The organism is Pseudomonas sp. JS425 (assembly GCF_018223845.1).
Classification (GTDB): Bacteria; Pseudomonadota; Gammaproteobacteria; order Pseudomonadales; family Pseudomonadaceae; genus Aquipseudomonas; species Aquipseudomonas asiatica.
The window spans coordinates 5917625-5943116 of sequence record NZ_CP073661.1; the positions used below are offsets into that span (position 1 = coordinate 5917625).

The window sequence follows — 25492 nt, forward strand, 5'->3', positions numbered from 1 at the left end:
TCAGGCAAACACCTGCAGGCTCTGCGGCGGCAGCGCCACCCAGATGTCCTGCGAGCCCAGCCGCGGCATGGCCTCGGGAGCCAGTTCCGCCAGCAGTGCATGGCCAGGCAGCGCCTTGAGCTCGAAGCTCATGCGGCAGCGGTTACCGAGGAAGGTGATTTCACGAACCATGGCCGGGAACAGGTTTTCTTCGTGCACCGCCGGGTTGACCGTGATCGCCTCCGGGCGGCAGAACAGCCGACCGCTGCTGGGTCGGGCCGAACCTGGTGCCAGACGCATGTTCATGCCACCGACCTGGGCATGGCTGTCACTGCTGCGCTGGAACGGCAACCAGTTGCCCTGGCCGACGAACTCGGCAACGAACGGCGTGGCCGGCTGGTCGTAGATTTCCTGCGGGGTGGCGTATTGCTCGACCTGGCCGTTGTTCATCACCGCAATGCGGTCGGCCATCAGCATGGCCTCGTCCTGGTTGTGGGTGACCATCAGCGTGGTGATACCCAGCTGGCGCTGCAGTTGGCGCAGTTCGGTGCACAGGTGCTCGCGCACCCGGGCATCCAGCGCCGACATCGGCTCGTCCAGCAGCAGCAACGACGGCGATGGTGCCAGCGCGCGGGCCAGGGCCACACGCTGCTGCTGGCCACCGGAAAGCTGACCGGGGTATTTCTTCTCGCTGCCGGCCAGGCCCACCAGTTCGAGCATTTCGGTCACTCGCTGGCGGGCCTGTTCACGGCCGCTGCCAGTCAGGCCATAGGCGATGTTGGCTTCGACAGTAAGGTTGGGGAACAGCGCGTAGGACTGGAACAGGATGCCGTAGTCACGGGCCTGGGGTGGCAGCTCGGAGATATCACGCTCGCCGATGTACAACGTACCGCGGTCCTGGCGCTCCAGGCCGGCGATGCAGCGCAGCAATGTGGTCTTGCCGCAGCCGGAAGGCCCGAGCAGGCACACCAGTTCGCCGGCGGCGATGTCCAGCGAGACATCGTTCAGCGCCGTGAAGGCGCCGAAGCGCTTGTGGATGTTGCGCACTTTCATCTGTGCGCCGGGGGTGGTGTGGTTCATGGCAGGGCCTCATCGAAGAGATGAGGGCCATGCTAGGAAGGCTGTGCGAAGGTTCTGTGGCTTTAGGGCAAAAGCCAGTGATAGTGGTATAGGCAGATTTTGTAGTGGTCTTTGCGGGCCTCTTCGCGGGTAAACCCGCTCCCACAGGAATCTCGCCGCATCTGAAGGCTGTGCAGTACCTGTGGGAGCGGGTTTACCCGCGAAGAAGCCAACACAGGTCTAGAACTATGAACCGGCCACTTCCTGCGCCACCCCAAGGAAGGCCGCCGGCAACCGGGCCTGGCGCCGCTCCTTCAGGCAATACAGGTACTCATGCATCACCGGCGCGTTCTCCAGCGTCAGCACCCGCAACTCAGGGTTGTGCGGCACCTCGTGCCGGGCAATCACGCTGATGCCGATATTGCGCAGCACCGCCTCGCGGATCGATTCGCGGCTGCCAATCTCCAGCAACGCCCCGGCCTTCACCCCGGCCTCTTGCATCATCTGCTCGGTCAGCTTGCGTGTGGTCGAGCCCTTCTCGCGCATCAGCAGGCAATGCCCGGCCACCACGTCAATGGACACCGCCTGGCGGTGTGCCAACGGGTGGTTGCGATGCACCGCCACCACCAACGGGTCAGTCCCCAGCACCCGCCGCACCAGCCGAGCATCTTCCAGCAGTTGCGACGAAGCGGCGATATCCACCCGGTAGTCCTCGAGCATCTCCAGCACCTGCTGCGAGTTGCCGATTTCCACCGCCACCTCCACCTGCGGCAGGCGTTCACGGTAGATCTTCACCAGGTCGAGGATGTAGTAAGGCGCCGTGGCCGCGATGCGCAAGCTGCCCTGGGCCTGGCCGCTGTTGCGCAGCTCGAACTCGATGTCGGCCTCCTGCTGCAGCAGTGCCTTGACCATCGGCAGCAGGCGCACGCCCTCCTCGCTCAGCACCAGGCGCCGCCCGCCGCGGTAGAACAGCTCCACCGCGTACTGGCTCTCCAGGTTGCGAATCTGCGTGGTCACCGTGGGCTGGCTGAGGCCGAGCTTCTTCGCCGCCAGGGTGATGCTGCCCAGGCGGGCCACCATGTAGAAGGCTTTCAGCTCCGAACTCAGCATGCACGTCCTCTATCTGCGCAACAGGCGCAAGCCGTTGAACACCACCAGCAGGCTCACGCCCATGTCGGCGAACACCGCCATCCACATGGTGGCCATGCCGGCAAAGGTGATCGCCAGGAATATCGCCTTGATGCCCAACGCCAGAACGATGTTCTGCATGAGGATCGCCGCACTTTGGCGCGACAGCCTGACGAAGGCCGGGATTTTCCGCAAGTCGTCGTCCATCAGCGCCACATCGGCGGTCTCGATGGCGGTGTCGGTACCGGCCGCCGCCATGGCAAAACCGATCTCGGCACGAGCCAGCGCCGGGGCGTCGTTGATACCGTCACCGACCATGCCCACCCGATGGCCCTGGGCGTACAGGGTTTCGATGCTCTTGAGCTTGTCGGCAGGCAGCAGGTTGCCTTCGGCACGGTCGATACCCACCACGGTGGCGATGGCCTGGGCGGTATGCGGATTGTCACCGGTCAGCATGACAGTCTTGATGCCCAGCTCGTGCAGCTCGGCGATGGCCTGGCGACTGCTTTCCTTGACCGTGTCGGCCACCGCGAACAGCGCCAACGGGCCGGAGCGGTCGAGCAGCAGCACCACGGTCTTGCCCTGGCGCTCCAGCGCATCCAGCTGGGCCTCGAGCTCGGGCGAGCACAGCCCCAGCTCCTCGACCAGACGGTGGTTACCCAAGTGGTAAACCTCACCCGCGATGGTACCGCGCACACCGCGCCCGGCCAGGGCGGCGAAGTCATCAACCTCGCTCAAGGCCAGGCCTTGCTCCTTGCCGAACTGGGCAATGGCGCGGGAGACCGGGTGGTCGGAACGCTCGCCCAGGCTGGCGGCCAGGGCTTGCGCGCGGCCTTCGAACAGCGGCTCCAGTATCTTGGCATCGGTTTGCACCGGCTTGCCGTGGGTGATGGTGCCGGTCTTGTCCAGGGCCAGGAAGTCCAGCTGGCGCCCGCCTTCCAGGTACACGCCACCCTTGATCAGGATGCCCTTGCGCGCGGCGGCAGCCAGGCCGCTGACGATGGTCACCGGGGTCGAGATCACCAGGGCGCATGGGCAGGCCACCACCAGCAGCACCAGGGCGCGATAGACCCAGTCGAACCAGGCACCGGCCATGAACAGCGGCGGTATCACCGCAACGGCCAGGGCAATGGCAAACACCACTGGGGTGTAGATGCGCGAGAAGCGGTCGACGAAACGCTGGGTAGGCGCCCGCGCGCCTTGCGCTTCCTCGACGGCCTTGATGATCCGCGCCAGAGTCGATTGCCCGGCAGCGGCGGTAACGCGGAACTCCAGCGCCCCTGCCTGGTTGATGGTGCCGGCGAACAACTTGTCGCCCACGGCCTTTTCCACAGGCAGGCTTTCGCCGGTGATCGGCGCCTGATCGACAGTGGATTGCCCGCTGGTCACTTCACCGTCCAGGCCAATGCGTTCGCCGGGGCGCACCCGCACCAGGGCCCCGATGGCCACCTCCCGCACCTCCACTTCCCGCCATTGGCCATCGGCCTGGCGCACGGTGGCCATGTCCGGGGTGAGCTGCATCAGGCCGCCAATGGCGTTGCGCGCGCGGTCCAGCGAGCGGGCTTCGATCAGCTCGGCGACGGTGAACAGCACCATCACCATGGCCGCTTCCGGCCACTGGCCAATCAGCACCGCGCCAGTCACGGCAATGCTCATCAGCGCGTTGATGTTGAGGTTGCGGTTTTTCAGGGCGATCCAGCCCTTCTTGTAGGTACCCAGGCCACAGCCGAGAATCGCTGCCAGCGCCAGCGCCGCCACCACCCACTCCGGGGCCAGCGCGGCAAAGTGCACGATTTCGGCGGCGATCGCGGCAATACCGGACAGCGCCAGCGGCCACCAGCGGGTCTTGGCCACTTGCGGTGCGCTGGCAGTGCTATCGTCTTCGGCGCCAAGCGGCTCGGCTTTCATGCCCAGGCTGTCGATGGCCTGCTCGATTTCAGCAGTGCCACCCAGAGTGTGGCGAACGCCAAGCACACGGTTGATCAGGTTGAATTCCAGCTGCTCGATACCGGCCAGCTTGCCCAGCTTGTCCTGGATCAGGGTCTGCTCGGTAGGGCAGTCCATGGCCTCGATGCGGAAACGGCTGAACTGGGCGTGGCTGCTGGCCTTTTCGCTCAGCTGGACCAACGCTGGCGCAGCAGCGCTGCCACAGCAGCTGTGGGCGTGGTGATCGTGCTTGTGTTCGTGGCTGACAGGCTGGTTCATGGGGTCATCCTTAATTTGAGCCTGTTGCCAAGTGAACACCCTGTAGCCACTATAAGGTCAAGCCACTTGCTGGAGAATTTCGTGATGAAGATCGGAGAACTGGCCAAAGCCACCGACTGCGCCGTGGAAACCATCCGCTACTACGAGCGTGAACAGCTGCTGCCGGAGCCGGCGCGAAGCGACGGCAACTACCGGCTGTACACCCAGGCCCACGTCGAGCGGCTGACGTTCATCCGCAACTGCCGCACCCTGGACATGACCCTGGATGAAATCCGCAGCCTGCTACGCCTGCGCGACAGCCCCGATGATTCGTGCGGCAGCGTCAATGCGCTGATCGACGAGCATATCGAGCATGTGCAGGCGCGGATCGATGGATTGGTGGCGTTGCAGGAGCAGTTGGTGGAGCTGCGGCGGCGCTGCAATGCGCAAGGGGCGGAGTGTGCGATCTTGCAGCAACTGGAGACGAACGGGGCGGTATCGGTGCCAGAAACCGAGCATTCGCATGTAGGGCGAAGCCACGGGCATTAAGCCAAAAGCTTCGCGGGTAAACCCGCTCCCACAGGTACTGCACAGGCCTGAGCTTTGTGCGGTCCCTGTGGGAGCGGGTGTACCCGCGAAGAGGCCGGTACAGGCAATAGAGATCTGTCACACCGCCATCGGCGCCGTCATCGGCGCATGGTGCTCATACCCTTCCAGCCAGAAATCGCTCGGCTCGATCTTCTCCAGCCACTCCGGCTCGTACTTGCCCGTCTCGGCAAACGCTGGCACGCGGTCGCTGATCACCAGCTTCGGCGCCTCCAGCGGCTCACGCTTGAGCTGCTCGTTGAGCATGTCCAGGTGGTTCTCATACACATGGGCATCGCCGATGAAGTAGGTGAACCAGCGCGGGGTGTAGCCGGTCAGGCGGCCGAACAGCGACAGCAGCGCCGCGCCTTCGGTGAGGTTGAACGGCGTACCCAGGCCCAGGTCGTTCGAGCGGATGTAGAGGGTCAGGGAAATTTCCCTGGTCTCAACGTTCGGGTGGAACTGGTACAGCAGGTGGCACGGCGGCAAGGCCATTTCGTCCAGCTGCGCACAGTTCCAGCCGTGGAACAGGATACGGCGGCTGCCCGGGTCGTTGGCGATGGTGTCCAGGCACTGGCGCACCTGGTCGATGGCCTTGTACAGGATGACGAACGCGACGCCGTCCTCCTCGTCCTGGGCGATGCGGCGGAAGCCCGCCTTTTCGGCCATTTCGATGGCCGCCGGATTGCTCAGCGGGATGCGCTTGTAGCCCGGCCACTGGCGCCATTGCACGCCGTAGATCTCGCCCAGGTCGTCATGGCCCTGGCGGAACGGGTTGGCCAGCCACTGGGCGTTTTCGTTGGCGTTCTGGTCCCAGACCTTGCAGCCCAGTTCGCGGAATTCACCGGCGTTCTTCACGCCACGCAGGAAACCGACCATTTCGCCGATCGCCGACTTGAACGCCAGTTTGCGCGTGGTAATGGCCGGGAAGCCCTTCTGCAAGTCGAAACGCAGCATGGCGCCCGGCAGGCTGATGGTGCGGATGCCGGTGCGGTTGCCCTGCAGCGTGCCGTTGTCGATGACGTCGCGGACCAGGTCCAGATACTGTTTCATGGCTTACCTGTAGCAAAAACGGCAGGGGGATCGCCCCTGCCGTGGGATTAATCAGGCGGGTTTCGCCGTAGGCTTGCGATTATAAGCCCACCAGATCAGGCCAAGGCCAGCCAGGATCATCGGCACGCACAGAATCTGACCCATGGTCAGCCAGCCCCAGGCCAGGTAGCCAAGCTGGGCATCCGGTACGCGGACGAATTCGACGATGAAGCGGAAGATGCCGTAGAACAGCGCGAACATGCCGGATACCGCCATGGTCGGCCGCGGCTTGCGCGAGAACGCCCAGAGGATCAGGAACAGCGCCACACCTTCGAGTGCGAACTGGTACAGCTGCGATGGGTGACGCGGCAGCTGCGCCGGGTCGCTGAACGGCGGGAAGACCATCGCCCATGGCACGTCGGTGGCCTTGCCCCACAGCTCGGCGTTGATGAAGTTGCCGATGCGCCCGGCCCCCAGGCCGATCGGCACCAGCGGGGCGACAAAGTCCATCAGCTCGAAGAACGACTTGTTGTTGCGCTTGCCGAACCACAGGGCCGCCAGCATCACGCCGATGAAACCGCCGTGGAACGACATGCCACCCTTCCACACCTCGAAGATCAGCGTCGGATTGGCCAGGTAGGCGTGCAGGTCGTAGAACAGCACGTAGCCCAGGCGACCACCGACGATCACACCCATCGACAGCCAGAACACCAGGTCGGAGAGCTTTTCGCGCGTCCAGGTTGGGTCGAAGCGGTTCAGCCGGCGCGAGGCGAGCAGCCAGGCACCGCCGATGCCGACCAGGTACATCAGGCCGTACCAATGGATTTTCAGCGGCCCGATGGCCACGGCCACGGGGTCTATCTGCGGGTAAGGCAGCATGGAACTTCCTCTCGATTCAAATCAAAAAGCTGAGGCCGACACAGAACAGCAGGGCTGCGAACAGGCGTTTCAACAAACGTGGCGACAGCTTGTGCGCCAGGCGCGCGCCGAAGCGGGCGAAAAACATGCTGGTCACGGCAATGCCGAGCAGCGCCGGCAAGTACACGTAGCCCAGGCTGTGGGCCGGCAGGTGCTCTTCGTGCCAACCCAGCAGCATGAAACTCAGGGCACTGGCCAAGGCAATGGGCAGGCCACAGGCCGAAGACGTGGCCACTGCCTGCTGCATGGGCAGGCTGCGCCAGGTCAGGAACGGCACGGTCAGCGAACCGCCGCCGATGCCGAAAATGGCCGAAGCCCAGCCGATCACCCCACCTGCACCGATCAGCGCGGGCTTGCCGGGGATGCCACGACTGGCCTTGGGCTTGAGGTCCAGGGCCATCTGCGCGGCGATGACCAGGGCGAACACACCGATGATCTTTTGCAGCAGCGGCCCCTGAATCAGCGAGGCGGTCTTGGCGCCGACACCGGCCCCAAGGAGGATGCCGAGGGTCATCCAGGCGAAGATCGGCCATTGCACCGCGCCCTTGCGATGGTGCTCGAGCACGGCGTTGATCGAGGTGAAGACGATGGTTGCCAGCGACGTACCGACAGCCAGGTGGGTCAGCACCGAGGCATCGAAACCCTGCAAGGTGAAGCTGAACACCAGCACCGGCACGATGATGATACCGCCGCCCACGCCGAACAGCCCGGCCAGCACACCGGCGCAGGCGCCCAACAGCAGATAGAGCACGAATTCCATTCGTCTTCCCCAAGAAATCAATCCGGCATGGTAACGGAAGCCGGGCTCACGGCTCTAGTGAACTGTGTGTCAGGTTGGAAGTGCCCCATCGGAGTGGGTACATTGGGAAAAAACCGGAGGCCCTACCGATGTGCCTGATCGTATTCGCCTGGCGACCGGGGCACGCCCTGCCGCTGATCGTGGCGGCCAACCGCGATGAGTTCTATGCCCGCCCCACCCAAGCCCTGGCGGCCTGGGAGGATGCTCCCGGGGTATATGCCGGGCGGGACCTGGAGGCAGGCGGCACCTGGCTGGGCGTCGGTCCGCAGGGGCGGTTCGCGGCGCTGACCAATATTCGCGACCCGGCGCAAGCTTTGGGGCCGCGCTCGCGGGGCGAGCTGGTGGCGGCGTATCTGCAGGGGGAGTTGGGGGTCGAGGCCTATCTGGACCAGGTGGCCAGCCGCAGCAGGCAATATTCAGGGTTCAACCTGCTAGTGGGCGATGGACGGCAGCTGGGCTATCTGCATGCCCGAGACGCGGCGCCGCGCTTGCTGGAGGCTGGGGTTTACGGGCTTTCCAATGCCGGGCTGGATACGCCTTGGCCGAAGCTGGTGAAGGCACGCAGTGGGCTGGAAGGGTTACTGGAAACGCCAGAGCCACAGCGCTTGCTGGCATTGCTGGCCGATGCCGAACCTGCGCCGGAGGGCGAGTTGCCGGAGACGGGCGTGGGGTTGGCGACCGAGAAGCTGCTGTCGAGCGTGTTCATTGCCAGCCAGAACTACGGGACGCGGGCGAGCACGGTGCTGATTGTGGATGATCAGGGGAAAAGGCTGCTTATTGAGCGCAGTTTCGGGCCATTTGGCGGGCACTTGGGGGAAGTTGAGCTTTCGGTCTGAGCACTGTGCTGGCCTTTGTGGGAGCGGGCGAGCCCGCGAACACCGGCGAAGCCGGTGCCATACACCGAGTCGCCTGCTTCGCGGGCACGCCCGCTCCCACAAGCCCGCTCCCACAAACCCGCGAAGAGGCCGGAACAGGCACCCCACATTCAGAGGGTCTTATTGGCCCCAGGCCCGATCATCCGCGCCAACCCAAGGTTTTTCAGGGCCAGTTGCAGCGAGCTGTGGATAACCTGCGGGTTGTCATGGCTCAGGGCCTCAGTCAGCAATTCCTTGGCCTTGCCCAGGTTGATCTGACGCAGCATCCACTTCACCTTCGGCAGGTTGGTGGCGTTCATCGACAGACTGTCGAAGCCCATGGCCATCAACAGGATCGCCGCTGCCGGGTCACCGGCCATCTCACCACAGATACTCACCGGCTTGCCTTCGCCATGGGCGTCGCGCACCACCGTGTTCAGCGCCTGCAACACCGCCGGGTGCAGGTAGTCGTACAGGTCGGCGACCCGCGGGTTGTTGCGGTCCACCGCCAGCAGGTACTGGGTCAGGTCGTTGGAACCGACCGACAGGAAGTCCACCTGCCGCGCCAGCTCCTTAGTCTGGTACACCGCCGCAGGAATTTCCACCATCACGCCAACCGGTGGCATCGGCACATCGGTGCCTTCGTCACGCACCTCGCCCCAGGCGCGGTGGATCAGGTGCAGCGCCTCTTCCAGCTCATGGATACCGGAAATCATCGGCAGCAGGATACGCAGGTTGTTCAGCCCCTCGCTGGCCTTGAGCATGGCGCGGGTCTGCACCAGGAAGATTTCCGGGTGGTCGAGGGTGACGCGAATGCCGCGCCAGCCGAGGAACGGGTTTTCTTCCTTGATCGGGAAGTACGACAGCGACTTGTCGCCACCGATGTCGAGGGTACGCATGGTCACCGGCAGCGGGTGAAAGGCCGCCAGCTGCTCGCGGTAAATGGCCAGCTGCTCTTTCTCGCTGGGGAAGCGCTGGTTGATCATGAACGGCACTTCGGTGCGGTACAGCCCCACCCCTTCGGCGCCGCGCTGCTGGGCACGGGCCACATCGGCGAGCAGGCCGGTGTTGACCCATAGCGGCATGCGGTGGCCGTCCGGGGTAACGCACGGCAGTTCGCGCAGGGCATCCAGGCCCTGGGCCAGCTGGCGCTCCTCCTCGACCACGTCGCTGTACTGCTTGCGCAGCACTTCGCTGGGGTTGGTGAACACCTCGCCCTTGTAGCCGTCGACGATCATCTCGATGCCGTCGACCTTGGAATAAGGCAGATCGACCAGGCCCATCACCGTGGGGATGCCCATGGCGCGAGCCAGGATGGCGACGTGGGAGTTGCCCGAGCCCAGTACCGAGACCAGGCCGACCAGCTTGCCTTCCGGCACTTCGCCGAGCATCGCCGGGGTCAGCTCTTCACTGACCAGGATGGTGTTGTCGGCATACACCAGCGACTGCGCGCGGGCTTCCTGCAGGTAGGCCAGCAGGCGCCGGCCCAGGTCCTTGACGTCGGAGGCGCGCTCGCGCAGGTAGTCATCGTCCATCAGCTCGAAGCGGTTGACGTGCTCGCCCACCACCTGACGCAGTGCGCCCTGGGCCCACTGGCCGGTCTTGATGACTTCGGTCACCTCACCGCCCAGAGCCGCGTCTTCGAGCATCATCAGGTACACATCGAACAGTGCACGCTCCTCCGGGCGCAGCTGGGTGGCCAGCTTGGCCGACAGCTTGCGCATATCGTCGCGCACACCTTCGAGGGCGTTCTGGAACAGCTTCAGTTCGGCGTCGATGTCATCGACGGTCTTGTCCGGCACCACTTCCAGATCGGCTGGCGGCAGCATCACCACTGCGCGCCCCACGGCGGCGCCAGGCGAGCCCGGTACGCCGACGAAGCGCGCTTCCTGAATACCCTTGCCCTGGCGGCCCAGGCCACGGATCGAGCCAGTAGCCTCGGCGTGGGCGATAACCCCGGCGAGCTGGGCGCTCATGGTGACCAGGAAGGCTTCTTCGCCCTCGTCGAACTGGCGGCGCTCCTTTTGCTGGATGACCAATACCCCAACCACGCGGCGGTGGTGGATAATCGGTGCACCGAGGAAGGAGGCGAATTTTTCCTCGCCGGTCTCGGCAAAGTAGCGGTAACGCGGGTGGTCGGCAGCGTTTTCCAGGTTCAGCGGCTCTTCCCGGGTACCGACCAGGCCGACCAGGCCTTCGTTGGGGGCCATGCTGACCTTGCCGATGGAACGCTTGTTCAGGCCTTCGGTGGCCATCAGCACGAAGCGGTTGGTTTCCGGGTCGAGCAGGTAGACCGAGCAGACCTGGCTGCCCATGGCCTCCTTGACACGCAAGACAATGATCCCCAACGCCGACTTGAGATCTTTGGCGGAGTTTACTTCCTGGACGATCTTGCGCAGCGTATTGAGCATGGCTCGGGGTCGAACTCCGTCGTCAGTCGCGCGTCAGCAGACGCGGTGCTAGCTCTTTCAGGGCGCGTCGGTAGACCTCGCGCTTGAATGTCACAACCTGGCCCAGCGGGTACCAATAGCTGACCCAACGCCAGCCGTCGAATTCCGGCTTGCCGGTCAGGTCCATCCGCACCCGTTGTTCGTTGCTGACCAGACGCAGCAGGAACCATTTCTGCTTCTGGCCGATGCACAGCGGCTGGCTATGCGTACGCACCAGTCGCTGGGGTAAACGATAACGCAACCAGCCACGGGTGCAGGCAAGAATTTCCACATCATCGCGTTCAAGGCCAACTTCTTCGTTCAGCTCGCGGTACAGGGCATCTTCCGGCGTCTCGTCAGGGTTGATGCCACCCTGGGGAAACTGCCAGGCATCCTGGTTGATCCGTCGAGCCCATAGCACCTGCCCGGCATCATTCGTGAGAATGATCCCGACATTGGGGCGAAAACCATCCGGGTCGATCACGGCAGCAACCTCGCAAACGCATGTCACCGCATTGTTCCACAAAGCTTGCGAGCGCAGCAACGCGCCCGCCAAGCTTATGTGCAGCAGCGTGAAAACTCCGTATTCTGCGGACCTACCCTGTGGCTTATGCGAGTGACCGCGATGCGCCTGGCTTTATTCGACCTGGACAATACCCTCCTCGGTGGCGACAGCGACCATGCCTGGGGTGACTACCTTTGCCAGCGCGGCATCCTCGACCCGGTTGCCTACAAGCGACGCAACGATGGCTTCTATCAGGAATACCTGAATGGGACCCTGGACCTGCAGGCCTACCTGGCCTTTTCCATGGAAATCCTTGCGGCAACACCAGTATCCCAGCTCGACGAATGGCACCATGATTTCATGCGCGACTGCATCGAGCCGATCATCCTGCCAAAGGCGCTTAGCTTGCTGCAGCAGCACCGCGAGGCCGGCGACCAGCTGGTGATCATCACCGCCACCAACCGCTTCGTCACCGCACCGATTGCCCGGCGCCTGGGGGTTCGCGTGTTGCTGGCGACCGAATGCGAAACGCGTGATGGCCGCTATACCGGACGTAGTACCGATATACCGTGTTTCCGTGAAAGCAAGGTGACGCGGCTGGAGCGCTGGATGCTGGAGAACGGCTTCGACCTTGAGGACAGCTATTTCTATAGCGACTCGATGAACGATTTGCCGCTGTTGCAGCGGGTGGCGCATGCGGTGGCGGTGGACCCCGACCCGAAGCTGCGGACGGAGGCCGAGATGCGTGGGTGGCCGGTGGTTTCGCTGCGGGATTGAGGTTTTCCTGTGCCGGCCTCTTCGCGGGTAAACCCGCTCCCACAGGTACTGCACAGCGCTCAAGCCTTGCTCAGACCCTGTAGGAGCGGGTTTACCCGCGAAGAGGCCAGCACATACAGCACAAAGCTGTCAGACCGGCTTGGCTCCCATCAGCCCGGCGATGGACAGGAAGCAAACCCCACTGAACACCGCCAGTGCCAGGGTAAAGCGCAACCCCACCACCTCGGCCTTGCGCAGCCGGTTCAACCGCACCAGCAGCCACCACACGGCAAACGCGCCCAGCGTATAGATGACGCTGGACGCCAGCACCCAGGCCTGCCCCAGCGGCCAGCCCACCAGGTGCACCAGCCACCAGCCGGTTAACGGCATGCTCACCAGGCACAGGCCCATCACCAGCCAGACGAACACCAGCGGCCGACGCAGCAGCTTGGCGAAAGCCTCGGCATCGCCCTGGCGGCGGGCGCGCACGGTCCAGAGCGCCAGGCCCAGAGCACCCAGCAGCAGGAGCGCAGTGGCGATGATGTGCAGGGTCTTGAGGGTGGTCAGGTGTTCCATGTCTCGGTTGTCCTTAAGCAGGCCATTTTGTGCAGGCTTCTTCGCCGGCTTGCCTGCTCCCACAGGGATATCACAGGCCCTGAAGCCTGCGCAGTACCTGTGGGAGCGGGCAAGCCCGCGAAAGGGCCGTCAGCCCCAGCTTAGCCGCTCAGCCCAGGAACAGCTTGTAAGCCGGGTTGTCGGTTTCGTCCCAGTACGGGTAGCCGATCTTGGCCAGCGCCGCCGGCACCAGGTGGCGCTCGTCCTCCGGCACCTGCAACCCCGCCACCACGCGCCCGTCAGCGGCGCCATGGTTGCGGTAATGGAACATCGAAATGTTCCAGCGCCCGCCCAGCTTGTTGAGGAAGTTGAACAGCGCCCCCGGCCGCTCGGGGAACTCGAAACGCAGCACCATCTCGTCACTGGCGCCGGCCGAATGACCACCAACCATATGGCGAATATGCAGCTTGGCCAGCTCGTTGTCGGTCAGGTCGGTAACCGGGAAGCCCTGCTCGGTCAGTTGCTGTACCAGCGCCGCACGCGGGTCGTTTTCCGGGTGGGTCTGCACGCCGACGAAGATATGCGCCTCGTCGGAGGTGTGCTTGCGGTAGTTGAATTCGGTGATCTGGCGCTTGCCGATAGCCTCGCAGAAGGCCTTGAAGCTGCCCGGGCGCTCGGGAATGGTAACGGCGATGATCGCTTCGCGCTTTTCACCCAGCTCGGCACGCTCGGCCACATGGCGCAGGCGGTCGAAGTTGACGTTGGCACCGGAGTCGATGGCCACCAGGGTCTGCCCGGTCACGCCGTACAACTCGACGTACTTCTTGATGCCCGCCACGCCCAAGGCACCGGCAGGTTCGGTGATCGAGCGGGTATCATCGTAGATATCCTTGATAGCCGCGCAGATTTCGTCGGTACTGACGGTGACCACTTCATCCACATGATGGCGGCAGATGTCGAAGGTGTGCTGGCCGATCTGCGCCACCGCCACACCGTCGGCGAACAGCCCGACCTGCGGCAGCACCACGCGCTCGCCGGCCGCCATGGCCGCCTGCAGGCAGTTGGAGTCGTCCGGCTCGACACCAATCACCTTGATTTCCGGGCGCAGGTATTTCACGTAGGCAGCAATGCCGGCGATCAGGCCACCGCCACCCACCGGCACGAAGATCGCGTCCAGCTGGCCTGGGTGCTGGCGCAGGATCTCCATGGCCACGGTGCCCTGCCCGGCGATAGTGTGCGGGTCGTCGTAGGGGTGCACGTAGACGAAGCCCTTTTCATCGACCAGTTTCAGCGAATAGGCCAGCGCCTCGGGGAACGAGTCGCCATGCAGGACCACCTTGCCGCCCCGCGAACGCACGCCTTCGACCTTGATTTCCGGGGTGGTCTTGGGCATCACGATAGTGGCTTTGATACCCATCTCGCGCGCAGCCAGGGCCAAGCCCTGGGCGTGGTTGCCGGCCGAGGCGGTGACCACGCCACGGGCCAGTTCTTCCGGGGTCAGTTGGGCCAGCTTGTTGTAGGCCCCGCGGATCTTGAACGAGAACACCGGCTGCAGGTCTTCGCGCTTGAGCAGAATCTGGTTGCCCAGGCGCTTGCTCAGCTGCCCGGCGCTCTGCAGCGGGGTTTCGACCGCGACGTCGTAGACGCGCGAGGTGAGGATCTTCTTGACGTACTGTTCGAGCATCGGGAATGCATCACTGGGCCGCGGGACAAGGGCTGGGAGTCTACCCCAGCGCTACGTCGGGCGACCACAGCAAAGCCGCCCGAGCCGTTATACTAGGCTCTTTTCGAAACCGCCCTGCCCCTCTCGGAGCCCGCATGACCCAGGACCAACTCAAACAGGCCGTCGCCCAGGCCGCTGTCGACTTCATTCTGCCCAAGCTGGATGAAAAGAGCGTCGTCGGCGTCGGCACCGGTTCGACCGCCAACTTCTTCATCGACGCCCTGGCTCAGCACAAGACCGCCTTCGACGGCGCGGTCGCCAGCTCCGAAGCCACTGCCCAGCGTCTGAAGGGCCATGGCATCCCGGTCTACGAGCTGAACAGCGTCAGCGAACTGGAGTTCTACGTGGACGGCGCCGACGAGAGCGACGCGCACCTGAACCTGATCAAAGGCGGCGGCGCAGCCCTGACCCGCGAGAAGATCGTCGCCGCCGTGGCCAAGACCTTCATCTGCATCGCCGATGCCAGCAAGCTGGTACCGGTGCTGGGCGCGTTCCCGCTGCCGGTCGAAGTGATCCCGATGGCCCGCAGCCACGTGGCGCGCCAGCTGGTCAAATTGGGCGGTGACCCGGTGTACCGTGAGGGCGTGGTTACCGACAACGGCAACGTGATCCTCGATGTGCACAACCTGCAGATCACCAACCCGGTGGAGCTGGAAGCGCAGATCAATGCCATTGTTGGCGTGGTGACCAACGGCCTGTTCGCGGCACGGCCGGCGGATTTGCTGCTGCTGGGTACCTCTGAGGGCGTGAAAAGCCTGAAGGCTGAGTAACCTTCTTCGCGGGCGCGCCCGCTCCCACAGGTATTGCACAGGGTCCGAAACCTGTGGCGTACCTGTGGGAGCGGGCATGCCCGCGAATAGGCTCTCACAGGCACTCACTCCGCTGGCTGTTTGAACACATAGAACAAGTTCGGCTCACTGACCAGATAGATGGTCCCCGCCTCATCCATCGCAATCCCCTCCGCCTGCGGCACCGTCGCCTGCAACCCCTGGAACCCCTTGCGTAACGACAAGGTACTCAGCGGCCGGCCTTCCACATCCAGCTCCAGCACCAGCCGCGACTCGTCCGACAGTGCCAGCAGGTGCCCGCTGCGCTCATCGAACTGCAAGCTCGACAGGTCCCGCACGAACAGCCGCTAATCGCGCTTGCGGTCCTGCACCACATGCACCGCATAGGGCTGCTCAGGATTGTCGTGCGGGAAGCCATGCACCTCGTAGATCAGCATTGGGTCACGCTCCTTGGCCACGAACAGGCGCTTGCCCGCCGAATCATAGGCCAGCCCCTCGAAGCCCTTGTTGCCATTCAGGCCAATGCCCAGGGTCAGCTGCTCGGCATCGCCGGCATCGAGGAACATCGTGTCGTCCTCCAGGCGCACGCGAATCAGCCGCTGCTGACGCTCGTCGGTGATCACATAGCTGTTGGGCCCGACGTACTCCACGGCTTCCGGGTCGCCGAAGCCGGTCAGCGGCACTCGGCGCAGGATGCGCCCGTCCAGCGACAGCTCGATCAGCTCCGAGCGTGCATTGGTTACGGTAAACAGAGTCTTGCGGTCGGGGTCGTAGGTCAGCGCCGAGATGTCGTCATCCAGCCCCTCGATCGGCTGCGCCTCCACCAACACCCGGTAACGGTCCAGGCCGATGCTTTGCTCGGCTGGCTGCCACCAGGCCTTGAGGTTGAACCAGCCACGCTCGAACAGGCGAAACTCCTGCCCGGCCAAGCCGAGCAGGATCAGGCCGATAACGACCAGAACAGGGAACGGACGAACAAAACGGCGCATGAGGGAAGACTCGACACAGGGGTGACGAATCTAATCACGAACAACTGAAGTAAAGCTTAATGCCAGCATCCGAAAAGTCGGATGTTTGGGTCAGTTTTTGCTGAAGCGATAGAACAGTGCCGGCTCGCTGACCATGTACAGGTTGCCCTTGTCGTCCATGGCCACCCCTTCGGCACGCGGGATGGTGTGCTGCAGGCCGTTGAAACCGCCGAGCAGGGTCATGAAACTGACTTGCTGGCCCTGCTCGTCCAGTTCCAGAAGCATGTTGGAGTCGGACGACAGCACCAACAAGTGGCCGGTACGCGGATCCACGCCAAGCGCCGAGAGGTTGCGCAGGTCCAGTTCATCACTGGGCAAAAGCTGTTTTTCACCCGTGAGCGGGCTGCGACCGTCGGTTTTCCAGGTATACAGCCGGGGCGGGCGCTCCTCGCCGATTACCAGGCGCTGGCGCAGCGGGTCCCAGGCCACCGCCTCGAAGCCCTTGTTGCTCTTCACCGACGGGCCCAGGTCGTGGTTCTGGAAATCATCATGGTTCAACGAGGTGGTTTGCGCATCCACCTTGACCACGGTCAGGTCGTGCAGGCGCTCATCGGTGATTGCCAGGTAGCCGTCTTCCAGTACGGCGACGCCTTCCGGGTTGTTCCAGCCGTTGAGGGGGATCTTGCGCAGTACATCGCCATTGAGGCTCAGTTCGACCAGGATCGGGTTCTTGCCCATGACTGCGAACAGGGTGCGGGTACGCGGGTTGAAGGCAACGTCCGAAGCCTCATCGTCGTCCATGCCCGGCAACGGTTTGGCATCGATGTCGACCTGGTAGTCCGGCAGCCATACGCTTTCGCTGCGTTCGGCGGTGCTTTCGAAGCTTTCCTTGACCCACAGCGCGCCGCGGTCATCCCAGTGCATGGCCACGGCCACGCCATAGCCGATTACCGCCGCCGCGGCCAGGCCGAAGGGCCAGCGCAGGAAGAAACGACGCTTGGGGGTTGCCGGGGCGCTGGAGGGAGATGGCATGCGGGGGTCCTGGGGAAATGGGCGTAGATTCGCGCATTATCCGGATCAGGTGTGAAAAATCGGTAAACAGGACCGGCCTCTTCGCGGGTAAACCCGCTCCCACAGGCATAGCGTCGCCCTTGAGGGTTGCGCAGTACCTGTGGGAGCGGGTTTACCCGCGAAGAAGGCGACGCGGTCTCGAGTCAGAGCACCCGGCTTTCGAAGCGGCTCACACCCGGCAACTCCAGCACCAATTCGTCACCGACATTGAACGGCCCCACACCCGCCGGGGTACCGGTAAGGATCACATCCCCCGCCTGCAGCGAGAAATGCGCGGCCATGTGCTGGATCATCGGCACGATCGGGTTGAGCATCATCGCGCTGTTACCATCTTGGCGAACTTCGCCGTTGACTGTCAGGCGCACCGGGATGTCGGTCACATCCTCGAAGCTGGCGGCCGACACGAACGGCGGCAGTACGCAGGCGCCATCGAAGCACTTGGCCAGCTCCCAGGGCAGGCCCTTCTCTTTCAGCTTGGCCTGCACGTCACGCAGGGTAAGGTCCAGCGCCGGTGCGTAGCCGGAAATGGCGTCCAGCACCTCTTCCTCGCTCGGGTGAGTCGACAGCGGCTTGCCGAGCAGCACGGCAATTTCCGCCTCATAGTGCACCGAGCCACGTTCCGTCGGAATCTTGAAGCCACCCTCGGCTGGTACCACGCAGCTGCCCGGCTTGATGAACAGCAGCGGTTCGGTGGGGATCGGATTGTCCAGCTCCTTGGCATGCTCGGCATAGTTACGGCCGATGCACACCACCTTGCCCAGCGGGAAGTGAATGCGTGTGCCGTCTACGTACTGATGCTGGTAACTCATGGCCGACTCCTCTGGATACTGCTTTCTATTCAGGTGCGAAGATCTTACCCGGATTCATGATGCCGTTAGGGTCGAACACGGCCTTTATTGCCTTCATGCAGGCAATTTCTTCGGGCGAGCGGCTGTAGCCCAGGTAGTCACGCTTGGTCATGCCCACACCATGCTCGGCGGAGATCGAGCCGTTGTAGCGCTCGACGATCTCGAACACCCACTTGTTGACCTTGGTGCACGAGGCGAAGAAGTCGTCCTTGCTCATGTGCTCGGGCTTGAGGATGTTCAGGTGCAGGTTGCCGTCGCCGATGTGGCCGTACCACACCACTTCGTAATCCGGGTAATGTTCGGCGACGATGGCATCTATATCGCGCAGGAACGCTGGCACTTTCGACACCGTGACAGAAATGTCGTTCTTGTACGGGGTCCAGTGCGAGATTGTTTCCGACAGGTACTCGCGCAGTTTCCACAAGTTTTTCAGCTGGGTCTCGCTCTGGCTCATCACCCCGTCCAGCACCCAGCCTTGTTCGACGCAGTGCTCGAAGGTGGCCAGCGCTTCGTTGGCCACCTCCTCGGTGCTGGCCTCGAACTCCAGCAGCGCGTAGAACGGGCAGTCGGACTCGAACGGCGCCGGCACGTCGCCACGCGCCAGGATCCTGGCCAGGCCCTTGTCGGAGAAGAACTCGAAGGCAGTCAGGTCCAGCTTGCCCTGGAAGGCATGCAGCACAGGCATGATCGAGTCGAAATCGGGGGTACCCAGCACCATCGCGGTGAGGTTGCGCGGCGCACGGTCCAGACGCATGGTGGCCTCGACCACGAAGCCAAGGGTACCTTCGGCACCGATGAACAGCTGGCGCAGGTCGTAGCCGGTGGCGTTCTTGATCAGGTCCTTGTTCAGCTCCAGCAGCTCACCCTTGCCGGTCACCACTTTCAACCCGGCCACCCAGTTGCGGGTCATGCCGTAGCGAATCACCTTGATTCCACCGGCATTGGTGCCGATATTGCCGCCAATCTGGCTGGAACCGCTGGAGGCGAAGTCCACCGGGTAATACAAGCCCTGTTCTTCGGCGTAGGCCTGCAGCTGACGGGTAATCACCCCTGGCTGGCAGACCACGGTGCGGTCGAAGGCATTGAAGCCGAGAATCTGGTTCATGTAGTCGAAGGCGACCACCACTTCGCCATTGGCCGCCACGGCGCCTGCAGAAAGCCCGGTACGCCCGCCAGACGGCACCAGCGCCACCTTGTGCGTGTTGGCCCAGCGCACGATCGCCTGCACCTGCTCCACCGTCTTGGGAAAGACGATGGCGCTGGGTGCCGGTGGGTAATGCTTGGTCCAGTCCTTGCCATAGGCTTCCAGGGAAGCTGCGTCGGTCAGGACCTTGCCAGGGTCGACAAGGGTCATCAGTTCATCAATTACAGCGGGGTGGGTCATCGCTGGAACTCTCGACTTATTCATAGTCACCCTGAGCACTCTTCACCTGTCGGGATAAGCTCAGATTGTGTCGCGTATGCTAGCATAGCCCTCCCGCTGTTCATGCTAAGGCTGCCTTTGCGCCTGGCATCACCCTCGCCATTTTTTCTCCGGGATACAGGTTTACGCAGATGAGCAAGACTTCTCTCGACAAGAGCAAGATCCGGTTCCTTCTTCTTGAAGGTGTGCACCAGAACGCGGTCGATACCCTCAAGGCCGCCGGCTACACCAACATCGAATACCTCACTGGTTCGCTGCCGGAAGCCGAGCTGAAGGAAAAGATCGCCGATGCCCACTTCATCGGTATCCGTTCGCGCACCCAGCTGACCGAAGAGATCTTCGACTGCGCCAAGAAACTGGTCGCTGTTGGCTGCTTCTGCATCGGCACCAACCAGGTCGACCTGGAAGCTGCCCGCGAGCGCGGTATCGCCGTGTTCAACGCGCCATATTCCAACACCCGTTCGGTAGCCGAACTGGTACTGGCCGAAGCCATCCTGCTGCTGCGCGGCATCCCCGAGAAGAACGCTTCCTGCCACCGTGGCGGCTGGATCAAGAGCGCGGCCAATTCCTTCGAAATCCGCGGCAAGAAGCTGGGTATCGTCGGTTACGGCTCGATCGGCACCCAGCTGTCGGTCCTGGCCGAGAATATGGGCATGCAGGTGTATTTCTACGACCCGCTGACCAAGCTGCCACTGGGCAACGCCGTGCAGGTCACCAGCCTGCACGAGCTGCTGGGCCTGGCCGACATCGTTTCGCTGCACGTGCCTGAGCTGCCGTCCACCCAGTGGATGATCGGCGAGAAGGAAATCCGCGCGATGAAGAAGGGCGCGATCCTGATCAACGCCGCACGCGGCACCGTGGTCGAGCTGGACCACCTGGCCGCCGCCATCAAGGACCAGCACCTGATCGGCGCCGCCATCGACGTGTTCCCGGTGGAGCCGCGCTCCAACGACGAGCAGTTCGAAAGCCCGCTGCGTGGCCTGGACAACGTGATTCTGACCCCGCACATCGGTGGTTCCACTGCCGAAGCCCAGGCCAACATCGGCCTGGAAGTGGCCGAGAAGCTGGTCAAGTACAGCGACAACGGTACCTCGGTATCCTCGGTCAACTTCCCGGAAGTGGCCCTGCCGGCGCACCCAGGCAAGCACCGTCTGCTGCACATCCACGAAAACATCCCGGGCGTGCTCAGCGAGATCAACAAGGTCTTCGCCGAGAACGGCATCAACATCTCCGGTCAGTTCCTGCAGACCAACGAGAAAGTCGGTTATGTGGTGATCGACGTTGACGCCGAGTACTCCGACCTGGCGCAAGAGAAGCTGCAACAGGTCAAGGGCACCATCCGTTCCCGCGTCCTGTTCTAAGTTCGCTGGCGGCATGAAAAAGGGAGGCCCCGGTGGCCTCCCTTTTTTTGCCTGTGACATTGGTGTCGCTTGCTTCGCGGGCTTGCCCGCGAAGAGCTCAACCCCTATTTCACGTCGACAGTAATCTTCTGCGACACGACGCTCGGCTTGAACGGCACGTGATACTGGTCACCCAGCACCAGCTGCAGGGTGTGCTTGCCTGGGGTCAGGGTAATGCTGGTTTCGGTCTGCGCCTTGCCGAAGTGCAGTACTTGCGGGCCGTCCGGCAACGCGGTGCCGGCCTGTGGCATCAGGCTGGCCGGCAGGGCCATGTCGGCCACCGGCTCTTTATCCACATCCACCAGCAGGTGGTGGTGGCCGGTGTGCGGGGTGCTGTCACCCGCAGGCTTGAGTGCCATGCCCTCGATGCCGAACTTGACGGTGAAGGTTTTGTCGACCGTGGCGCCATCGGCGGGGGAAACGATGAAGACCTTGGCATCCTTGGGCGGCTCCTGGCTCTTCAGGGCATCTGCGGCACTGGCGAACATTGACGCTCCCATCAACAGACCAGCAACGGCAGCACGCGAAAATAGGCTGTTCATTCACTTCTCCTGTGATTCACTTATTGACCGCCGCCAGTATTCCGGTGGCGGCGGTGGTTCACCTTAGTTGATATGTTTGCCCAGATGTTCACATCGTCAGGCAGAAATATTTCAATCAGGGTTAAACAATGCCGAGGCTTCAAGGTCATAGGCTGCGCTCGACCACGGCGAGGAAGAAAGCCGTGGCGAAGGTTATTCATCTGCCAAAGAGAAAAGGGGCTTTAATGCGTTCGATCATAGGAGTAATGCTGGCGGTACTGATCACGCCATTGGCTCAGGCCGAGCTGATTGACGAAATTGCCGACCGGGGCGAACTGCGCATTGCCGTACAGGCCGACAACTCGCCGTACGCATTCAAGGAAAATGACCACCTGAGCGGCTTCGAGATCGACTTCGGCCAGGCGCTGGCCAAGGAACTGGACCTGCGCGCCGAGTTCATCGAAGCCCCTGCGGCAGAGGTACTGCCCGGTGTCGAGAGTGGCAAGTACGACATCGCACTGACCCCGTCGAGCGAATCACCCAAAGGTGACAGCCCGCTCGATGTGAGCCTGCCGTTTGGCGAGAAGCAGCTGGTAATCCCGTTCCAGAAGGACAACCCGGCGTTCGAGAGTGCGGTGAACAATGCACTGCAGCGGCTCAAGGACAGCGGGCGGACTGCCGAACTTGAGCAAAAGTGGTTCAAGGGTGTGCCTGAGACTGCGGCCGGGCAATAGGATTTTTGCTGCCTGTACCGGCCTCTTCGCGGGTGAACCCGCTCTCACAAGTTCTCCACAGCCCTCAACGCTTGTGATGTCCCTGTGGGAGCGGGTTCACCCGCGAAAGGGCCGGAACAGGCTTAAGCTGAAAGCCCGGCCAGAGCCTGCTGTGCCTCGTCCAGCTCCAGCTCGCTGAACACCAGCACCCCCGCCCGCCGCAGCAATGCCGTGGTCACCCCTTCCCCGGCCACCTTCACACCACTGAACGTGCCGTCATAGGTCAACCGGTTGCCACACGAAGGGCTTCCAGCCTTCAGCACGGCCACACGAATGCCATGCCGGTGCACCAACTCCAGCGCCCGTTGCGCCCCAGCCAGGAACTCGGCGCTGACATCCTCGCCCGTCACCGTCAGCACCTGCGCGCCACCGTCGAGCACCTCCCCACCCTGCCCGCCCGGTATCTCTGCAGGCGGCCGTGGGGTCGGCAAGCCACCCGCCACTTCCGGGCACAACGGTACCACGCGCCCTTCGGCCTGCCAGCGCTGCAACAGGTCGGGGTGGCCACTGGCGCGGCCGTCATAGCGCACTGGCTGCCCCAGCAGGCAGGCGCTGACCAGCACCTTGGGCAGGTCAGAAGGGGTCATTGCCACGGCGCCGGAACCAGCCGGTCAACGAAAGCCGCTCACGCCCTGCCGGCAGCACCTCATGGGGCACCTCGCCCGACAGGAACACCACCAGGCAGCCCGCCACCGGCTCGACATCATGCTCGACACCGTCCGCCAGGAACATGCGCAACTGGCCACCGTCCTGCGGCTGCCAGCCTTCATTCAGGTACAGGACTGCCGACACCATGCGCCGGTCATCATCGCGGAAGCGGTCCAGGTGCCGGCGATAGAACGCCCCTGGCGGGTACAAGGCAAAATGGCACTCGAAGTCTTCCAGGCCAAGGAACAGGCCCTGGTTGATGGCCTGGCGCAGCTGGTCCATGGCGCTCAGGTACTGGTCGCAGGCCTCGGCCTGGCCGGGGTCGATCCACTGGATCTGGTCGCCGCGAATGGCCTCGCGCACCTCCTGGGCAGCACCGCGCCCAACCCCTGCAGGGTTGAGTTCGCCTTCGGCATCACGGCGCCGACACTCGGCCGCGAGCGCACGCACCAGGTCGGCGGGCAGGAAAAGCGCCTGCTGGGACCAGCCATGGGTGGCCAGATCGTCGACGACGGCCGCAAGCATCGGGTGTTCAGGGGAGATGTGCATGGCGCGCATCATATCCATTAGCCATGCCGGCGCACAGCGCCACTTGGCCGAGAAGCACGCGGATATCTCGACAAACCGGCGCCCGGCCACGGACAATAGCCACCTGCCGACAGGAGTCCTGAATGCGCCGTCTGTTTTCCCTGATTCTGCTGATGATCTGCACCGTGCCTGTCTGGGCAGACAACCTGGATCAACTGTACAAGGCCGCCGGCTGGCCCGACCAGCGCGCCCATTTCAATGATGCCCTGACCGCTGCCCAGGAACGCTACCGCAACAGTTTGCCACCCGCCGTGTACCAGGCGCTGGTAAACAACAGCAACCAGCGCTTCCAGGCCCAGGCGGTGGACCGTCGCGCCCAGGCGCAGCTGCGCGCAACCTTGGCCAACCCGGCTCCGGCTCTGGCGTTCTTCCGGTCGCCGCTGGGGCGCAAGGTGGTGGCTGCGGAGCTCAAGGCCACACGCAAGGACGAACTGGCCAAGAATGCCAAGGGCTTGCCGAAGATCCAGGCCAGCGATGATCGCCTGCTGATAATCGGGCATCTGGCCCAGGCCCTGCCGGCGCGCGAAGCCGGTGCCGAAGTGAGCCTGGCCATTGCCGGCGTGGCGGCCGACAGCCTCAGCTCGATGATCCCCGGCCTGTTCGGCGGCGGTCAGGCCCAGAACCTGCTCGACGGCCAGCGCCAGCGCCTGATGGGCCAGATCGGCGAAGACCTCAACAACACCCTGCTGTATGTCTATCGCGACCTGTCCGATGCCGAGCTGGAAGAGTTCGCTACCTTTGCCGAGTCGCCAGACGGCAAGGCTTACTACCAGGCCGCCTTGGCCGCCGTTCGCGCAGGCCTGGCAGTTGGCCAGAGTAGCAGCGACCTTAAGTGATCAGCCCAGGCGCTGGTCGATGAAGTCGAAGTAGCGCTGGCGAATGCCCGGCAGCTCGTTGGCCAGGTGGTGACGGGCCTCGGGCAGCATCAGAATCTGCGGCTCGGCAAACTTGGCCTTGAGTACTTCGAGGTTGTACTGCCAGTCCACTGTGCCATCCGCTTCTCCTTGCACGATCAACGGCCGCCGCGTGCTGCGCGGCGCGGCCTCGATGCGTTTGACCCAGGCAATCAAGGCGCCCACCCAAGCTGTAGGCAGGCGGCGCGGTTGCAGCGGGTCGGCTTCGAGGAACGGCAGGAAGGTCGGGTCATTGGTGTTCTCGCTGAAGCGCCGCTCGATGCCATTCACGAAGTGACGCAACACACGATAGCTCAGCTTCGACCAGCGCCAGGCACAGGGCCGCACCAGCGGTGCCAACAGGATGACCTGGCCATCGATGGGGCTGCGCGCGCCTTGGTACAACAGGTGGTCCACGGCGATGGCGCCACCGGTGCTTTGACCGCATAGGTGCCACGGGCGCGGCAGTTGCAGCGTGCGCGCCTGCTCGAACAAAGCCTCCAGCACCTGCTGGTACACCGCGAAATCACTGATGCTGGCTCGCTCGCCGCTGGACAGGCCGTGGCCGGGCAGGTCGCAACTGATCACGGCGAACTCCTGTTTGAGCGCCCAATCGATCACATGCCTGTAGAGGCCCATATGGTCGTAATAGCCGTGCAGCAGGAACAGCGTCGCGCTCGGCTGGTCGGGTAGCCAGGCCTGCCCGACCAGCTCGAAGCCTGCGGCCTGGAAGCCGCCCAGCCAGCTGTGGGCCGACAGGTTCAGGCCATAGAAGCGCTGGTAGTCCTGCGCCTGCGCCGACAACGGCTGGCGAGCGGTCAGCGGCGCCAGGCTGGTGCGCAGGAGGTCTGGGTGAAAGGCAGCGGGCATCGGGTACATCCACAGTGAAGCAAGTATTGATCTGGGATATTCAGCTCTGGCTGGCGTCGTGGCAAGCTTGCTCACCTTCGAACTTGTAGGAGCGGCCTTGTGTCGCGATAGGGCCGCAAAGCGGCCCCAGCAATATCAGCTTGATGCACACATCCTGGGGGCGCTTCGCACCCCTTTCGCGACACAAGGCCGCTC

The 25492-nt window shown here is 63.5% G+C and carries 24 protein-coding genes and 1 pseudogene; 7 read left to right on the forward strand and 18 right to left on the reverse strand.

Annotated elements, in window-relative coordinates; genetic code table 11:
* The 3 genes from KDB76_RS27140 to KDB76_RS27150 all read right to left on the reverse strand — a co-directional run bounded on the left by KDB76_RS27140 (position 1) and on the right by KDB76_RS27150 (position 4371).
* A complete protein-coding gene (locus tag KDB76_RS27140) occupies positions 1-1059 on the reverse strand; it encodes a putative 2-aminoethylphosphonate ABC transporter ATP-binding protein (protein WP_015272180.1) in 1059 nt (352 codons plus the stop codon).
* A gap of 225 nt (positions 1060-1284) precedes the next feature.
* Entirely contained in the window at positions 1285-2148 is an 864-nt protein-coding gene (locus KDB76_RS27145) for a LysR family transcriptional regulator (RefSeq protein ID WP_024087871.1), read from the reverse strand.
* Positions 2149-2157: 9 nt separating this feature from the next.
* Positions 2158-4371: a heavy metal translocating P-type ATPase gene (locus KDB76_RS27150; protein ID WP_038410223.1), complete on the reverse strand. Its 2214-nt coding sequence runs from the start codon at positions 4369-4371 to the stop codon at positions 2158-2160.
* Between the two features lie 84 nt (positions 4372-4455).
* Here KDB76_RS27150 and cadR point away from each other — a divergent pair, with 84 nt between their 5' ends.
* Positions 4456-4899, forward strand: a complete 444-nt coding sequence (cadR, locus tag KDB76_RS27155; protein ID WP_015272183.1) for a cadmium resistance transcriptional regulator CadR — start codon at positions 4456-4458, stop codon at positions 4897-4899.
* Positions 4900-5016: 117 nt separating this feature from the next.
* Here the strand turns inward: cadR and KDB76_RS27160 are convergent, their stop codons facing one another.
* Genes KDB76_RS27160 through KDB76_RS27170 form a run of 3 tightly spaced genes read right to left on the reverse strand, consistent with a single transcriptional unit; the run spans position 5017 to position 7645 of the window.
* Positions 5017-5988, reverse strand: coding sequence for a thymidylate synthase (locus tag KDB76_RS27160; protein ID WP_013974664.1), 972 nt, complete (start codon positions 5986-5988; stop codon positions 5017-5019).
* Positions 5989-6039: 51 nt separating this feature from the next.
* Entirely contained in the window at positions 6040-6846 is an 807-nt protein-coding gene (lgt, locus tag KDB76_RS27165) for a prolipoprotein diacylglyceryl transferase (protein ID WP_013974665.1), read from the reverse strand.
* Between the two features lie 16 nt (positions 6847-6862).
* On the reverse strand, positions 6863-7645 hold the full coding sequence (locus KDB76_RS27170; protein WP_024087873.1) for a sulfite exporter TauE/SafE family protein: 783 nt from the start codon (positions 7643-7645) through the stop codon (positions 6863-6865).
* Between the two features lie 128 nt (positions 7646-7773).
* Here KDB76_RS27170 and KDB76_RS27175 point away from each other — a divergent pair, with 128 nt between their 5' ends.
* Complete coding sequence (locus tag KDB76_RS27175; RefSeq protein ID WP_038410224.1) at positions 7774-8520, forward strand: NRDE family protein; 747 nt, start codon at positions 7774-7776, stop codon at positions 8518-8520.
* Between the two features lie 149 nt (positions 8521-8669).
* Here the strand turns inward: KDB76_RS27175 and ptsP are convergent, their stop codons facing one another.
* Together ptsP and KDB76_RS27185 are read right to left on the reverse strand one after the other, a co-directional pair.
* A complete protein-coding gene (gene ptsP, locus KDB76_RS27180; protein WP_023660917.1) occupies positions 8670-10949 on the reverse strand; it encodes a phosphoenolpyruvate--protein phosphotransferase in 2280 nt (759 codons plus the stop codon).
* Between the two features lie 22 nt (positions 10950-10971).
* Complete coding sequence (locus KDB76_RS27185; RefSeq protein ID WP_003249017.1) at positions 10972-11451, reverse strand: RNA pyrophosphohydrolase; 480 nt, start codon at positions 11449-11451, stop codon at positions 10972-10974.
* Between the two features lie 141 nt (positions 11452-11592).
* Between KDB76_RS27185 and KDB76_RS27190 the strand changes: the two genes are divergently transcribed.
* Complete coding sequence (locus KDB76_RS27190; RefSeq protein WP_038410225.1) at positions 11593-12249, forward strand: HAD family hydrolase; 657 nt, start codon at positions 11593-11595, stop codon at positions 12247-12249.
* Positions 12250-12378: 129 nt separating this feature from the next.
* On the opposite strand, the gene KDB76_RS27195 is transcribed toward KDB76_RS27190, so the two are convergent.
* Both KDB76_RS27195 and ilvA read right to left on the reverse strand, forming a co-directional pair.
* Entirely contained in the window at positions 12379-12804 is a 426-nt protein-coding gene (locus tag KDB76_RS27195) for a DUF2269 domain-containing protein (protein ID WP_013974670.1), read from the reverse strand.
* A 148-nt stretch (positions 12805-12952) separates the two neighbouring features.
* Complete coding sequence (gene ilvA, locus KDB76_RS27200) at positions 12953-14467, reverse strand: threonine ammonia-lyase, biosynthetic (protein ID WP_013974671.1); 1515 nt, start codon at positions 14465-14467, stop codon at positions 12953-12955.
* Between the two features lie 134 nt (positions 14468-14601).
* On the opposite strand from ilvA, the gene rpiA reads away from it, so the two are divergent.
* The gene (gene rpiA / locus KDB76_RS27205; protein ID WP_013974672.1) at positions 14602-15276 is read left to right on the forward strand and encodes a ribose-5-phosphate isomerase RpiA; all 675 of its coding nucleotides are present in this window, start codon (positions 14602-14604) and stop codon (positions 15274-15276) included.
* A 104-nt stretch (positions 15277-15380) separates the two neighbouring features.
* Here rpiA and KDB76_RS27210 read toward each other — a convergent pair.
* From KDB76_RS27210 to KDB76_RS27225, 4 genes and pseudogenes are all read right to left on the reverse strand, one after another.
* Positions 15381-16283: pseudogene (locus KDB76_RS27210) on the reverse strand (SdiA-regulated domain-containing protein).
* 90 nt (positions 16284-16373) lie between these two features.
* On the reverse strand, positions 16374-17294 hold the full coding sequence (locus tag KDB76_RS27215) for an SdiA-regulated domain-containing protein (protein ID WP_024087875.1): 921 nt from the start codon (positions 17292-17294) through the stop codon (positions 16374-16376).
* Between the two features lie 182 nt (positions 17295-17476).
* The gene (locus KDB76_RS27220) at positions 17477-18142 is read right to left on the reverse strand and encodes a fumarylacetoacetate hydrolase family protein (RefSeq protein WP_015272191.1); all 666 of its coding nucleotides are present in this window, start codon (positions 18140-18142) and stop codon (positions 17477-17479) included.
* Between the two features lie 25 nt (positions 18143-18167).
* Positions 18168-19565 (reverse strand): FAD-binding oxidoreductase, encoded by a 1398-nt coding sequence (locus tag KDB76_RS27225; RefSeq protein ID WP_013974677.1) that lies wholly within the window; start codon positions 19563-19565, stop codon positions 18168-18170.
* Between the two features lie 170 nt (positions 19566-19735).
* On the opposite strand from KDB76_RS27225, the gene serA reads away from it, so the two are divergent.
* Positions 19736-20965 (forward strand): phosphoglycerate dehydrogenase, encoded by a 1230-nt coding sequence (gene serA, locus KDB76_RS27230; RefSeq protein WP_003258542.1) that lies wholly within the window; start codon positions 19736-19738, stop codon positions 20963-20965.
* Positions 20966-21069: 104 nt separating this feature from the next.
* Here the strand turns inward: serA and KDB76_RS27235 are convergent, their stop codons facing one another.
* Positions 21070-21546, reverse strand: coding sequence for a DUF4399 domain-containing protein (locus KDB76_RS27235; protein ID WP_024087878.1), 477 nt, complete (start codon positions 21544-21546; stop codon positions 21070-21072).
* A 224-nt stretch (positions 21547-21770) separates the two neighbouring features.
* On the opposite strand from KDB76_RS27235, the gene KDB76_RS27240 reads away from it, so the two are divergent.
* On the forward strand, positions 21771-22259 hold the full coding sequence (locus KDB76_RS27240) for a transporter substrate-binding domain-containing protein (protein ID WP_024087879.1): 489 nt from the start codon (positions 21771-21773) through the stop codon (positions 22257-22259).
* Between the two features lie 122 nt (positions 22260-22381).
* On the opposite strand, the gene KDB76_RS27245 is transcribed toward KDB76_RS27240, so the two are convergent.
* Both KDB76_RS27245 and KDB76_RS27250 read right to left on the reverse strand, forming a co-directional pair.
* Positions 22382-22885, reverse strand: a complete 504-nt coding sequence (locus KDB76_RS27245; protein WP_013974680.1) for a DUF523 domain-containing protein — start codon at positions 22883-22885, stop codon at positions 22382-22384.
* Positions 22872-23504 (reverse strand): 2OG-Fe(II) oxygenase, encoded by a 633-nt coding sequence (locus tag KDB76_RS27250; RefSeq protein WP_024087880.1) that lies wholly within the window; start codon positions 23502-23504, stop codon positions 22872-22874. Before KDB76_RS27250 ends, KDB76_RS27245 begins: the two co-directional genes overlap by 14 nt.
* A gap of 113 nt (positions 23505-23617) precedes the next feature.
* On the opposite strand from KDB76_RS27250, the gene KDB76_RS27255 reads away from it, so the two are divergent.
* Positions 23618-24370, forward strand: coding sequence for a DUF2059 domain-containing protein (locus KDB76_RS27255; RefSeq protein WP_013974682.1), 753 nt, complete (start codon positions 23618-23620; stop codon positions 24368-24370).
* On the opposite strand, the gene KDB76_RS27260 is transcribed toward KDB76_RS27255, so the two are convergent.
* Positions 24371-25297, reverse strand: a complete 927-nt coding sequence (locus KDB76_RS27260; protein WP_024087881.1) for an alpha/beta hydrolase — start codon at positions 25295-25297, stop codon at positions 24371-24373.
* Positions 25298-25492: the final 195 nt, after the last annotated feature.